Here is a 13,140-nt window from a genome sequence, read left to right as displayed (position 1 = left end):
GGGCATGAAACTGCTCTCGGCGGAATGGATCGCCGAGCGGCTGCGGCTCGGCTCCGCCCTGCCCGCGGCGCCCGGGGCCACCGCCCTCGTCCAGCACGTGGTCGAGGAGGGGCCGGACGGAACGGTCGAGTACTACGACGACATACGGGACGGCCGGCTCGCCGACAGCGCGCTCGGCCGCCACCCCACTCCGCAGGCCGTGATCAATTACCGCTGGCCGGTCGAACTCGCCATGCTGCGCGGCGAGCTCGACCCGGTCGGCGGCGTGCTGAGCGGACGCATCCTGATCGACGGGGACATGAACAGCCTGCTGCCCCTGGTGCCGGTGCTGCAGACCTCGGCCGCCATCGACGTCCAGCGCGCCCTCGACGGCCTTCTCGACCCGTCGTGACGCCACCGCACCGACAACAGGACGGAGAGCCCGTCGTGGACACACGACCGACCGTGACCTTCCCCATGCCGAGGAGCAACCCCTTCGACCCACCGCCCGGCTACACCGCCCTGCAGGACCAGGAGCCACTGACGCTCGCCCGGATGACGGTCGGCAAGCGGCAGGACGTGTGGCTGGTCACCCGTTACGAGGAGGCGCGGGCGATCCTCGCCGACACGGCCCGCTTCAGCTCCGACTCGCGCGACCCCGGCTACCCGCTGGTCCGCGCGTTCAGCCGGATGATCCGCGACGACCCGCCGGAGCACACCCACTTCCGGCAGATGCTCACCTCGGAATTCCTCGGCCGCCGCATCACCGCGCTGCAGGACGACGTCCAGCAGCTCACCGACGAGCTGCTGGACGACATCGCCGCCCGCGAGCAGCCGGTGGACCTGGTCAAGGCGCTCGCCATGCCGCTGCCGTCGCTGGTCATCTGCCGCCTGCTGGGCGTGCCGTACGACGAGCACGAGTACCTCCAGCAGCGCACCGCGGCCGCGCTCAGCAAGGAGTCCACCTCCCGCCAGATCGACCAGGCCATCGACGACCTGGGCGACTACCTGGAGAAGGTCGTCCGCGCCAAGATGGACGCCCCCACCGACGACCTGCTCAGCAGGTTCGTGGTCGGCCAGGTCCAGTCCGGGCAGTGCCGCTACGAGGACGCCGTCGACATCGCCCGGCTGCTGCTGGTCGCCGGGCACGTCACCACCGTGAACATGATCGGCCTGGGCATCCTGACCCTGCTCCAGCATCCCGACCAGCTCGACGAACTGCGCCGCGACCCGGCGCTCGTCGGCGGCGCGGTGGACGAGCTGCTGCGCTACCTGTCGATCACCGGCGGCGTCGCCCGGGTCGCGACCGAGGACGTCGAGGTCGCCGGCCGGCTCATCCGCGCCGGGCAGGGCGTCCTGGTACTGCACTCGGTGGCCAACCGGGACCCCCGCGAATTCCCCGACCCGGACCGCTTCGACATCCACCGCGACGCCCGCCGCCACCTCGCCTTCGGCCACGGCGCACACCTGTGCATCGGGATGCTGCTGGCCCGGATGGAGATGCGCGTCGTGCTGAGCACCCTGCTGCGGCGCTTCCCCGGGCTGCGTCCCGCGGTGCCGGCGGACGAGATCCCCTTCCGGCACGAGATGCGCATCTACGGCATCCACGAGCTCCCGGTCCTGTGGTGAGCACGGCCCCGGCCGAGACCGCGGCCGGGCCCGTCACGGCCCATCCGCTCACCCTGGAACAGCGGATGGGCCTCAGCCGGGACAAGATCCGCCGCTGGCGCCTCACGCACAGCTGGCGGATCCGCGGCCCGCTGGACGCGGACCGCCTGCGGGCCGCGCTGGCCCTCGTCGTCGAGCGCCACGACCCGCTGCGGATGCGGCTGGTGCGCACACCGGACGGAATCCGGCAGAGCTTCGCGCCCGCCGTGGCCGCGCACCCCTGGTTCGGCCGCTCCACGGTGACGCCGGACGGGCTGGCCGCCGCCGTCGCCGAGGCGGCCGGGCGCCGGCTCGACCTGTTCGGCACCGGACCGCTGCGCGCCGACCTGCTGGCGGCCGCCCGGGACGACCACGTACTCGTCCTGACGATCCACCACATGGCGTGGGACGCCTGGTCGGCCGGCGTCCTGTGGCGCGACCTGTGGACGGCGTACGCGGCGAACGCCCCGGACCTCGCTCCGCTGCGCACCGACTACCCGCGACTCGCCGACGCCCAGGCCGCGCACGGCACGGTGCCGACCCCCGCGCAGCTGGCCCACTGGCGGCGGGTCGTCGGCGAGTCGCCCAGCCCCTGGCCGGCCCCCGGTTCGGCGCCCCCGCTCGCCCAGAGCGAGGACGGATCGGGCGGCGCCCGGCTCGTCGCCGCCCGCCCCGGCCCCGGCTTCCCGCGCCGCCTCGGGGCGTTCGCGCGCGCCGCCCGCGTCACCGCTGCCAGCGCCACCACCGCGCTGTGCCTGCTCGCCGTCGGCAGGGCGCTGGAGCAGCCCGCGCTGCTGGCCAACTACCAGTACCACGGGCGCGACCGCGAGGAGGAGTGGGACCTGGTCGGCATGTTCTGCCGCCGCTTCCCCGTCCGCGTCGCCCTCGACGAGGGCACCGAACTGGGCGAGTTCGCACGCCGGGTCCAGCGCGGGCTGACCGAGGGCGCGGCCCGCTCGGCAGCCCCCTTCACCCTGCCGGGTCTGCGCCGCCTCCTGGAGGACGAGCAGCCGGCGGACGCGCCCGCCGCGGCGTGGCACCCGGGCCTGTCCCCGGTCACCGTCAACATCGTCCCCGGCCGGATGCGCGGCTCGGCGACCGGCCGGACACCGGCGCCCGGGCTGACCGTCGAGCCCTACGCCGCCGCCGAGCCGGGCCCCGAACCCGTCGCCCGCTACGCCGGACAGCTCTGGCTGATCGCCACCACCGACCCCGAGCCGGTCTTCTACGCCGACTACGACCGCACGGTCGTCCCCGACACAGCGGTCCAGGAGGTCTCCCGCCACCTGGCCCTGCTCACCTCGCTGACCGACGCGGCCGCGGCTGCACGGCAGTTGGGCGACCTCGGCTGAAACGGCGTCCGCTGCCGCCGGTACCATCGGTGACGCAGCGACAACAACGGAATCCAGTTTGCTACGGAGCACGCATGCGTGATCAGGCCATCGGCGACTTCCTCCAGCAGTTGGCGGACCGCGTCCCGGCACCGGGCGGTGGGGCGAGTGCCGCTCTGCACGCCGCCCAGGCGGCCGCCCTGCTCGGCATGGTGGCCCGCTACAGCGAGGGGCCGAAGTACGCCGAGCACGAGGCCGTGATCAGCCGCGTCCGCACGGAGACGGACGACGCGCGAGCGCAGGCCCTGCAGCTCGCCGAGGACGACGCCGTCGCGTTCGGCGCGGTCGCCGCGGCCTACGGCCTGCCGAAGGCGACCGGCGAGGAGAAGGCCGCCCGCTCGGCCGCCATCGCCGAGGCCCTGATCGGTGCCGCCGAGCCGCCCGCCCGCACCGTCGAGCTGTCCACCCGGCTGGCCGAGCTGGCCGAGCTGCTGCTCCCGGTCGGCAACCGCAACGTGCTCAGCGACGTCGCCGCCGCGGCCGAGGCCATCCGGGCCGCCGCCGCCACCGGCCAGGTGAACGTCGAAGTGAATCTCGGCGGCATCAAGGACGAGGCCGCGCGCACCGCGTTCGCCGCCCGGGCCGCCGCAGCCGACCAGGTCGCGGCACGGGCCGCCGCCACCACCGCCGCCGTACGCAAGGAGATCAACCGGTGACCGCAGCCGTCCTTTCCGGCCGGGAACTCGCCGCCGCGATCCGCGCCGAGACCACCGAGCTCGCCGAGAAGCTGGCCGCCCAGGGCCGGCCCGTCCGCCTGGCCGTGGTCAGCGCCACCGACGACGGGGCCAGCGCCTGGTACGTCCGCTCGATCGCCCGCGCGGCGGCCAAGTGCGGGCTGGTGTGCGACGTCGTCGACCTCGGCCCGCAGGCCACCACCACCGAGGTCGCCGACACCCTGCGCCGCCTCAGCGACGACCCGCAGGTGCACGGCGTCATCCTGCAGACGCCGCTGCCGGCCGGCGCGGCGCTGGAGGACCTGGCATCCGCGATCGCGCCCGAGAAGGACGTCGACGGGGCCAACCCGCTGTCGCTCGGCCGGCTCGCCGCCGGCCTCCCGGCGTTCGCCCCGGCCACGGCCGAGGCCGTCGTCCGGCTGCTGGAGCACCACGAGGTCGAGCTGTCGGGACGGCACGCCGTCGTCGTCGGCCGGTCCACCGTCGTGGGCAAGCCCGCCGCGCACCTCCTGCTCGACCGGGACGCGACCGTGACCGTCTGCCACTCCCGCACCGCCGACCTCGCGGCCGTCACCCGCACCGCCGACGTCCTGGTCGCCGCGGTCGGGCGGGCCGGTCTGCTGACCGCCGACCACGTCCGTGACGGCGCCGTGGTGATCGACGTCGGCACCAACCCCACCCCGGACGGCGGCCTCGTCGGCGATGTCGACCCGGCCGCGGCCGAGCGGGCCGGCGGCCTCACCCCGGTCCCCGGCGGTGTCGGCCCGGTGACCACCGCACTGCTGCTCCGGCACACCGTGCAGGCCGCCGAGAGCTGAGCCCCGTAGGTGGTCCGCCGGGCGCCCTTCAGCGCGCCCGGCGGACCACCTCCTCCTTCTCCTTCTGCCAGGCCCGCAGCACCTGCTCCTCCCGCTCGGCCGGCAGCCACCCGGTGGTGCGCACGGCCCTGCCCAGCTTCTCCGCCGGGATCCGCCGCAGCCAGGCCCAGGTGTCCGCCACCGTCTCCACCAGCGGGCGGTACCGCGCACCGGCGGCGATCCCCACGCCGGGATCCACGTCGTAGATCCCGGCGCCCTCGCCCTCGGCAGGCACCCAGACGGGCAGCTCGGTCCACGGAACCACACCTGTACCGGCCAGCCACCGCTCGTCCACCCTCACCAGCCGGCCCGCGCTTCCCGTCACCTCGGCGCAGGCGTCCAGCAGGCCGCCCATCGTCGCGTGGCCGGGCGGGCAGCTCAGGTTGTACGCCCCGCCGAGCCCCTGCCCGGCGGCGTGCAGGATCCACTGCGCGAGGTCGCGGACGTCCACGTACTGGACGCCCCGGTCGGGGCTGCCCGGTGCCAGGACCGGCTCGCCCTCCGTGGCCGAGGCCATCCGCAGCAGCCACCTCGGCAGCCGGCCCGGGTGCTCCCACGGGCCGAGGACCAGGCCGGGACGCGACAGCAGCGCCCGGTCGCCCATGACCTCCACCACCGCCCGCTCCGCGGCCGCCTTGCGGGCGGGGTAGTCCTCGGTGCGGGAACCGGGGGAGGGCGGGCGCAGCGGGGCCGCCTCGGTGAGCGGCCTCGGGACGGGCCAGTGATAGGCCATCAGGCTGGAGACGTAGCTGTAGTGGCCGACGCTGCCGGCCAGCAGGGACGCCGACTCCCGCACCGCCTCGGCCCGCCCCGCCCAGGTGTCGACGACCGCGTCCCAGGAACGCCCGCGCAGGACGGCGAGGTCGGCGGGATCGGTGCGGTCCCCGGTCAGCCGCTCCACCTCGCCCGGGCCGCGGCCCGAGCGGTCCCAGTTGAAGGTGGTGACCTCCCAGCCGCGTGCGAGCGCGGCCGCCACCACCGCCCGCCCGACGAACACCGAACCGCCCAGGACCAGCAGTCGCACCGTGGATCATCCCCCCGTAGACAGCGTCGGCGCGGACGCTACTCCGCCGTTCCGGCAGGGGACAAGAGGCATCGGCCTCAGCGCGTACTCCACCACTGCGGAGCCACCCGGCAGGACGCGGGCGATCGTCCGCCGACCACATCGACCCGCGTGCGCACGACATGGGCCCCTGGGACGCGGGTTCGGACGCCGTGTCGCTCACACCTCGTCGGTCAGCGGCACCTCGGCCCAGATGGTTTTGCCCCGTGCCTCCGGCCGGGTGCCCCAGCGGGTGCTCATCTGCGACGTGATGGAGAGGCCGCGCCCGCCCTCGTCGCCCGCTTCGGCGTGCCGGAGGTGCGGGGCCGTGCTGCTGTCGTCGGTCACTTCGCACACCAAGGTCGTCCCGTCGAGGACGAGGCGGAGGCCGATGTCGCCGTGGGAGTACCGGACGGCGTTGGTGACCAGCTCACTGACGACCAACGCCGCGGTGAACGCGTGGGCTTCGAGCCCCCAGGCGGCAAGTCGGCTCTCCACCGACGCTCTCGCCCCCGCCACCGCGGCGGGATCGTTGGGCAGTGTCCACGTCCCGACCCGGTCGGGTCCCAGGACCCGGGTGCGCGCCAGCAGGAGGACGGCGTCGTTGTCCGCCCGCTCGGGAGCCAGCGTGTAGATCAGGGCGTCGCAGATCTCCTGCAGGGGGCGGGCGGAGGGCAGCAGCGCGTCGTGCAGATGCGCCAGCCGCTCCTCACGCGTGCCCGAAGCCGCGCGGAGCAGCGCCGCGTTGGCCAGGGTCACGACGCAGCCCTCGGGCAGCTCCACATCGGTCGTGCGGTAGTCCGGCATCCCGCGGCCCAAAGGCGGTCCGGAGGGAACATCGGCGTACTCGACCGTGCCGTCCGGGTGGGCGAGTACGGGGGCCGGATGCCCGGCGCTCGCCATCGTGCAGCGCCGCGACACGGGGTCGTACACCATGTACAGACACGTCCTCTCCCGGGAGTCGTCGTCCCCGTCGTCGCTCTGCCGCTGCTCACCCTCCAAGCGGGTCACCAGGGCGTGCAGACGTTGCAGCACCTCGTCCGGCGGAAGATCGAGCACCGCGAGTACGCCGATCGCCGACCTGACCTCGCCCATCGTGGCGGCGGCCCGGATGCCCCGGCCCGCCGTATCGCCCGCGACGAGCGCCACCCGGGCCCCGGACAGAGGGATGACGTCGAACCAGTCGCCCCCCGGCCCGAACGGCCGATAGCTGAACGCGGTCTCCACGGCGGGGTGGTCGGTCACCCGGGCAGGCCGCAGGGTGAGCTGGAGGATGCGCGCGGCCGACCGCTCGCGGTTGTACAAACGGGCATTGTCCAGGCACAGGGCCGCCCGGTCGGCGAGCTCGGCGGCCACGGCGAGGTCCTCCTCGTCGAAGGCGGGGGCCTGGCCCAGCCGGTAGCAGCGGGCCAGACCCAGGACCACGCCCCGGGCGGTCAGCGGGAGCACCATCAGCGAGTGGGCGCCGAGCCCGACCAGATGACGGCCCCGCCGCGGCTCCCGTTCCAGCCAGGCGGTGTGCGGGGCGAGGCGGTTGACGAGCCGCGTCTGCAGATCGGTCATGCACTGCACGAACGGGGTCGCGAAGGAGAGCCCGATCACCTCGCCGATCTCGGAGATCCCCCGCGCTTCGAGCTCCGGTAGGGTGCGCTGTCCGGCGCAGCGCAGGGGGCCGCTCTCCAGGACCGGACCGGGGGACGCGGCCTCACCGCGCAGTACCGCGTCCAGGACCTCGACGACCACCACGTCGGCGAGGGCCGGTGACAGCTCGTCCGCGAGTTCCTGCGCCGTGCGGAAGATGTCCAGGGTGGTACCGATGCGTCCGCCCGCCCGTCTGAGCAGCTCCAGCCGCTTACGGGACCGTTGGCGGTCGGTGACGTCCACGATCGCCAACGCGACCCCGAGGACGCCGCTGTCCTGATCGGCGAGCCGGAAGCACGAGACGGACAGGGCCGTCTCGGTCTTCTCGGAAGCGAGGTGGCCGGTCATCTCGATGTCGAGCGCCGGCACGCCGCTGTCCAGGACGTCGCGCAGGGTGGCCTCCACGCCGGCGTCGTAGAAGTCACCCGCCCAGTCGGCGAGGCGCCGGCCCAGAGCATGGCTCAGGGGGACGGAGTCCACGTGCCGGGCGGCGCTGTTGAACCGTACGAGCCGCAAGTCCCGGTCGAGCACGAGGAGACCGCTGGGGGCCTCGGAGAAGAGCGCCCAGAGGACGGCCCGGTCCCACTCCGGCCCGGGACCGTCCTGCGTACCCGGCGACACATCCATGACGACCTCCTGCCGACTTCGGCGGAGCCGCGCGCCGGCCCCGCCGGAGGACCCCCGCCTGCCCGGGGTTCGGGGCGCCCCGGGCGCGGGCGGGCCGCACATCGGAATCGGACCGTGCGCGGTCACCGGAACGGACCGTACGCAGGACGTGTCCGCCCGGTTCGGACCGGCATGACCTTCCCGTCGGCTGTCACACGGACGGCCCAGCCGGGCGGTACGGTTCTCCATCCCCGGAAGCCGCAGGGGCGCGCACCGGCTGGGCACGGTCGGCCGCGGGCCCACGGCGAGCATCACGGGGAATCCGCGGCCCCGTCCCGAACCCTCTGGTCATGACCGCTGTTCATGACCGCTGTTCATGACCGCTGTTCATGACCACCGTTCGAATTCGACGTCGAGGCGCTCGTCGGTGCGTACCCAGACTTCGCCGGCGGCGGCCTCGGCCGGGGCGTCGACTCGTTCGAGGCCCAGGAATGCGATCAACCCGAGCAGTTCGGCTCGTTCGGCTCGGTCGTCGCCGACATCGTGCGAGTCGAAGAAGACGTAGTACGCGTCGCTCGGGTCCACGACGCCCGAATTCGACCAGATCCGAGCGACTTCTTCGATCGCCGCGGCTTCGGTCGTGATCGTGGCGGCGCGGGCGGCGCCGCGAGTCTCCGGTGACGCGTCGAGGCCGGCGAGGTCCGGGAACCACTGGCCGAAGTGGTCGAGGCCGGCATATCCGTTCTCGAAGAACAGCATCGCGCTCGGCAGGTAGCGATTGGTCCTGTCGACCTTGAGGTATTCGGACCGGCGTCGGTCCGCCCACTCGGTCCGGGCGATCACGCCCTGACCGGGCAGGAGCACCAGTCTCTGGCCCCCCAGTACGTCCTCGACGGTGTAGGTGTCGGAGGCTCGCTCCCGGAAGAACGCGGAGAATGCTACGTACGCCTCCTGGGCGTCGCTCACGGAGACCTGCTGGTCGTCGCCGTCACCGACGACGAAGACGAACTGTTTCGGTCCGGGGCTGTACGGGCGGGCCATGTGTGTCCTTCGTTCACAAGTGATAGCCCACCAGCCTAAAGCGTGTTGCGAAAGCAGCGCCGTCCGCCCGGAGGGCAGGCGGGACATTCGCAACGCGCTTCACCGGCTGTCCCGCGAGCCCGGCAGTCGCGGCGAACACCTTGCCGTAGGAGGTGACGTCCTGGCCCCCGCCCACCTCGCACGGCTGATGGCTTGTTGGACAACCGCCGCGAGGCCCGACGGCGGCTACACCGACCTCGCCTACGCCGTCGGCGTCGACCCCCACAAGCTGCCGCGCGTCCTCGCACCGCTGCGCCGCGGTGTCACTCTGCGACTCCTGCCGGACAGCACCGAACAGGCCTGGCGCGTCGCCGAAGCCTTCCGCCAGGCAGGCATCCCCCTCCCCGCCCAGATCGAGACCGGCGGACACCGCGGCGGCCTCAAGCCCGACGCGCCCGCACTCGTCGGGATCGGCCGCATCCTGGACGACGCGGGCTGCCTCGACGGCGTACCGACTCATGCGGGCGAGTCCCGACTTCGCCCACGCCGAGGAGGAACGGCGCCTGGCTGCGAAGAACGAACGCGACACCGCCGTCGCCGCGGCGGCGCCCGCCTTCCCGATCTGCCCGCCGGCACCCGCCTGCGCATCCTGCCCGACCACGCCTGCGCCACCGCCGCCCAGCACCACGGCTACCACGTCGTCGACGGCACCCGCGCGTCCGACACCGGACCGGCGATCGAGGGCACCTGGAAGCGAGTCACCGGCTGGTGACCATCAAGGGCACCCACCGGCCAGGGCCCCGTCGTGCGGCCAAGACGGCTTGGCTGCCTCGGTGTTGTCGGCTGCCCCAGGAAACCGCACTCCTGGACGAGGCCGAGCAGGTGAAACACTGTTGAGCCCCTTCCAGCGGGACGGGGGACCCGGGCTGCCGTACGACGGAGCTCCATGGCCATCCAGTTGGTCGGGACATGGGCCAGGTGGCACTGTGGCCGTGGAGGGTGGGACTTGCTGAAGGGCGGGGCGATGGAGGGTTCGCCGGCTGAGGCCGGGCCGGAGCGCGCGGCGTCGCCCGCGGCTCGTTCGGCGATCGCCCGGTCCGCTCCGGAGGTCTCCGTGGTCGCTCGCCTGGCCCATCTCCAAGGTGTGGTGGGGAACAACGCCGTCGTACGCCTGCTGGGTGAGCAAGCCGTTTCCGAGGGCGAGGCCGGGAGGGCAGCCGATCCTGCCCCTTAGGCCATTGTTCCGGGACACATGTTTGGCCTACAACCAGAATAAATTCACCTGGAGTTGGCAAGGAGGTCCACCTGTGCGCTCCGTCGATCGGGATCACCGGAAGGCCGATGAACGGACATCGGGCACGACGCGTCAGTCGCGGCCGTCGACAAGCCTGAACAGCGCATGGGTGCGCCATCTGCAACGGGTGGCAGCGGGCGGTGCGGCCTCCTCACGCCCTGAGCCCGGCCCGCGGACCGAGGCCCCCGAGCGGGCCCAGGTGCAACGGACCGCCGCAGCCGGCCAGGTCATGGACGTGCGCCAGAACGCGGCGTCCGAGGACCCCGCTTCCCGGCAGGCCGAGCCGGCCCCCAGGGGAATGGAAGCCATCGCCCGCCTGAGCGAGTCGATCGAACAGCACACGATCCAGAACGGGACGAAGAAGAACGCCTTCGCGCCGGGGACCTGGTGGCCCGAGCGCTGGATGGTCGCGGGCCCGGCCCGGCTCAGGAAGACCCTCGACCGGCGGGTGATGCGGGGTGAGGCGTTCAACAGCCAGGACCTGGCCGACATCAGAGACCTCTCCGAGACCAATCCGCAGTGGCTCGAAGCGGTGGGCATCGGCACCTACCAGCAGGCCGAGACCTACACCAAGGGCCGCTTCGACGACTGGCTCAGGCTCCCCGCGGGCAAGCGCGTGCTCACGGCCACCCTGGCCGTGCGCGCCAACCATCCTGCCGTGCGTGAGGGAGACCGGAACACGCCGATCTCACCCGCCTACACACTCGGCCGGTTCATGCTCACCCAGGCGCCCGGCACCTCGCCGGAGGAGAAGAAGGCCCTGGAGCGGGAACGCGACCAGCAGATCCGGGACACGGCCGTCGACACCCTGCACCCGGCCGGGATGGCACCCGAGCGCATGCACGGCCCGACCGAGGGCAAGGGCAAGGAGGGGGGTACGCCCGATGTCGCGGCGCGAGACGTGCAGGCCCGCGAGATCCTCACCAGGGTGCTCCTCGTCCTGCAGCGCGGACTGAAACTGTACGACCCGAAGGCCGGCGCCCACGTGGCCGACTACGAGACGGACGTCATCCGCGCACTCGCCCACGGCGGGCGGGTCAACATCCGTATTCCTGCCCTGAGTTCGGCCGACAAGCCGGCCTACTCGCTGCCCCACTTCCTGGGCGTGACGAGGGACGACCTTACGAACACCCCCGCCCAGGGCGTCGACGAGCGCGCGTTCGCCACCCACCGCACCGCCATCGGCGCCAACAAGAAGGGTAAGCCGGGCGCGTTCAAGGAGAAGGGCGGGCTCGCGGCGTCGCTCACCAACGTCGTGTCCTTCGGCGCCGACCGTCCGGACATGTGGGGACAGGACATCTCCGGCGGCGGCTTCGGCTCCAAGGACTGGAACGGCGACGTGATACTGCCGAACGGATCCCACGGCCACATGCTTCTCGTCTACCACCGGCCGACCACGAAGAAGGACGGTTCGCTTCAGATCGGCATCGAGACCCTCGCGCCACATGCCGCCAGCCCCGTGGGCTATCAGCACGACTTCCGCTCCACCGAGGCCACCGCCAACCCGGAGTCGGTTCTGCACGGCCACAAGCGCGACAAGGTCGGCTCGGGCGGGCTGAGCAAGAACGAACGCCTTGTGGAATTGGGGGAGGTGACCGGCGGGGACTGGCGCGTCTTCCTCGACGGGATCAAGGAGGAGTGGGACGCCGCACTGGCCGGCACCGAGGACGGTTCCAAGGAACGGCGAGCCCTGTACGAAGGGCTGGTCGGCCCGCGGGCCCAGGCGCAATCCTGACCGCGGGACGAAGTTCGTTGCCGGGTTGCCGGGTTGCTGAGTTGTCGAGTTGCGACCGGCAACGTCACCGGTGAGGCGACAGATCGGGATCGCGGTGTACGGCGTCGGGGAGCGCGCCAAGAGCCGTGGAGCTTCCGGCCGGGCCTCCGTCACGGGATCGAAGGGGCGGAAAAGGGGGCGGCAAAGGGGCGCTGAAGGTGCGTCCCCTTCGCCTTCGCCGCCCCCAAGAACCTGGGCGGCAACGCCCCGGGGTGCTCAGATGCAGTCTTCCAGCAGGGCGTATGCGACCGCGTGCGCCCTGTTGCGCAGATGCAGCCGGGTGGTTCGCTCCTGTGACGTCAGCCGCGATGGATCCCGTCCGTCAATGCCGAACGTCCTATCTCTGCTGGGGATCGGCCCGGAGCGGCCGCCGCGACGGTCACGTACGCGCAGGTCGGCGCGGGCCGGTGGGCCGAAGGGCAGAAGGCGGAAGGGGTAGTTCAGGCGTAAGTGGGGACGTTGTGGGCCGCCCAGTCCGCGAGGGCGTGGGCGCACTCCGCGACGGATTCCCGCCAGGTCCTGGCGGCTCCCTCGCCCGCGTCGTCGCTGACGTGCTTGACGATGCGCAGAGACACGCCGGCCAGGTGTGCGGCCGTCGCCAGGGCGTAGCCCTCCATGTCGACCAGGGGTGCGTGCGCCGCCAGGCGGGCGCGGGCGGCCTCGTCGTCGATGAAGGAGTCCCCGGTGGCCAGAGTGGGACCGTCCGGATCGCCCACCGCCAGGGGTGCGCCGTAGGTTTCCCCGGTCAGGGTGAGCAAGATGTCGCCGGCCAGATCGTGTTGCATGACCGTGCCGATGACGTGGGTACCGGTCCAGCCCGGGCGCAAGGCTCCCGCGGTGCCGAGGTTGACGACGTGCGACGGCCTCGCGCCGCTGCCGAGTACCGAGGCGAGTGCGGTCGCGGCGTTGACCTTGCCCATGCCGGTCAGCAGGATGGGCAAGGACGTGTCGAGATACTGGGCCTCTTCCTTGACTGCCAGAACGAGCAGGGGACGGCTACTGGTGATCTCTCCCGTGAGTTGCATGGGATCAGCGTAGGAGCCTGCTCCCGACGCCCGCTTTCCGGGGGGCGAGCTTCGTCCGGGCCGCTTCGTTTGGATCATCCGCTCGTTCTTCCGGTCATAGGCCCGGTGGTGGCGCGCGATCCGCGAATGCGGGTTTGGCTTGACCCGCGTCCGCTGCGCCACCCTCACGGTCAGACCGATCCCAGCCGGT

The 13,140-nt window shown here is 72.7% G+C and carries 10 protein-coding genes and 1 pseudogene; 7 read left to right on the top strand and 4 right to left on the bottom strand.

All coding sequences use genetic code 11. The features are described from left to right. Positions 1-4: 4 nt before the first annotated feature. From OG599_RS02990 to OG599_RS02970, 5 genes are all read left to right on the top strand, one after another. The gene (locus OG599_RS02990; protein WP_327174354.1) at positions 5-391 is read left to right on the top strand and encodes an SCP2 sterol-binding domain-containing protein; all 387 of its coding nucleotides are present in this window, start codon (positions 5-7) and stop codon (positions 389-391) included. A gap of 35 nt (positions 392-426) precedes the next feature. Further along, the gene (locus OG599_RS02985; RefSeq protein ID WP_327174353.1) at positions 427-1,608 is read left to right on the top strand and encodes a cytochrome P450; all 1,182 of its coding nucleotides are present in this window, start codon (positions 427-429) and stop codon (positions 1,606-1,608) included. Then, the gene (locus OG599_RS02980) at positions 1,605-2,978 is read left to right on the top strand and encodes a condensation domain-containing protein (protein WP_327174352.1); all 1,374 of its coding nucleotides are present in this window, start codon (positions 1,605-1,607) and stop codon (positions 2,976-2,978) included. The genes OG599_RS02985 and OG599_RS02980 overlap by 4 nt, the downstream gene beginning before the upstream one ends. Before the next feature lie 74 nt (positions 2,979-3,052). Next, positions 3,053-3,673 carry a cyclodeaminase/cyclohydrolase family protein gene (locus tag OG599_RS02975; protein ID WP_327174351.1) on the top strand — a complete coding sequence of 207 codons (621 nt, stop codon included), beginning with the start codon at positions 3,053-3,055 and terminating at the stop codon, positions 3,671-3,673. Continuing rightward, positions 3,670-4,509: a bifunctional 5,10-methylenetetrahydrofolate dehydrogenase/5,10-methenyltetrahydrofolate cyclohydrolase gene (locus OG599_RS02970; RefSeq protein WP_327174350.1), complete on the top strand. Its 840-nt coding sequence runs from the start codon at positions 3,670-3,672 to the stop codon at positions 4,507-4,509. The genes OG599_RS02975 and OG599_RS02970 overlap by 4 nt, the downstream gene beginning before the upstream one ends. A 28-nt stretch (positions 4,510-4,537) precedes the next feature. On the opposite strand, the gene OG599_RS02965 is transcribed toward OG599_RS02970, so the two are convergent. The 3 genes from OG599_RS02965 to OG599_RS02955 all read right to left on the bottom strand — a co-directional run bounded on the left by OG599_RS02965 (position 4,538) and on the right by OG599_RS02955 (position 8,878). Further along, the gene (locus tag OG599_RS02965) at positions 4,538-5,572 is read right to left on the bottom strand and encodes an NAD-dependent epimerase/dehydratase family protein (protein WP_327174349.1); all 1,035 of its coding nucleotides are present in this window, start codon (positions 5,570-5,572) and stop codon (positions 4,538-4,540) included. Between the two features lie 198 nt (positions 5,573-5,770). After that, positions 5,771-7,858: an ATP-binding SpoIIE family protein phosphatase gene (locus OG599_RS02960; protein WP_327174348.1), complete on the bottom strand. Its 2,088-nt coding sequence runs from the start codon at positions 7,856-7,858 to the stop codon at positions 5,771-5,773. Between the two features lie 366 nt (positions 7,859-8,224). After that, a complete protein-coding gene (locus tag OG599_RS02955; protein WP_327174347.1) occupies positions 8,225-8,878 on the bottom strand; it encodes a hypothetical protein in 654 nt (217 codons plus the stop codon). 217 nt (positions 8,879-9,095) lie between these two features. Here OG599_RS02955 and OG599_RS02950 point away from each other — a divergent pair. Continuing rightward, a pseudogene (locus OG599_RS02950) lies at positions 9,096-9,629 on the top strand (DSD1 family PLP-dependent enzyme); the annotation flags it as partial. A 631-nt stretch (positions 9,630-10,260) separates the two neighbouring features. Then, positions 10,261-11,886 (top strand): PE-PGRS family protein, encoded by a 1,626-nt coding sequence (locus tag OG599_RS02945; protein WP_327174345.1) that lies wholly within the window; start codon positions 10,261-10,263, stop codon positions 11,884-11,886. Positions 11,887-12,365: 479 nt separating this feature from the next. On the opposite strand, the gene OG599_RS02940 is transcribed toward OG599_RS02945, so the two are convergent. Then, complete coding sequence (locus OG599_RS02940; RefSeq protein WP_327174344.1) at positions 12,366-12,950, bottom strand: nucleosidase; 585 nt, start codon at positions 12,948-12,950, stop codon at positions 12,366-12,368. Positions 12,951-13,140 lie beyond the last annotated feature (190 nt).

The organism is Streptomyces sp. NBC_01335 (assembly GCF_035953295.1).
Taxonomy (GTDB): Bacteria; Actinomycetota; Actinomycetes; order Streptomycetales; family Streptomycetaceae; genus Streptomyces.
The sequence above is the reverse complement of the archived record's forward strand: the minus strand, read 5'-3'. Positions and strand labels throughout refer to the sequence as shown.

Bases quoted from the DNA above. Each gene is read 5' to 3' on its own strand.
- OG599_RS02990 (WP_327174354.1), top strand. From the start codon at position 5: ATGAAACTGCTCTCGGCGGAATGGATCGCCGAGCGGCTGCGGCTCGGC.
- OG599_RS02975 (WP_327174351.1), top strand. From the start codon at position 3,053: ATGCGTGATCAGGCCATCGGCGACTTCCTCCAGCAGTTGGCGGACCGC.
- OG599_RS02960 (WP_327174348.1), bottom strand. From the start codon at position 7,858: ATGGATGTGTCGCCGGGTACGCAGGACGGTCCCGGGCCGGAGTGGGAC.
- OG599_RS02955 (WP_327174347.1), bottom strand. From the start codon at position 8,878: ATGGCCCGCCCGTACAGCCCCGGACCGAAACAGTTCGTCTTCGTCGTC.
- OG599_RS02940 (WP_327174344.1), bottom strand. From the start codon at position 12,950: ATGCAACTCACGGGAGAGATCACCAGTAGCCGTCCCCTGCTCGTTCTG.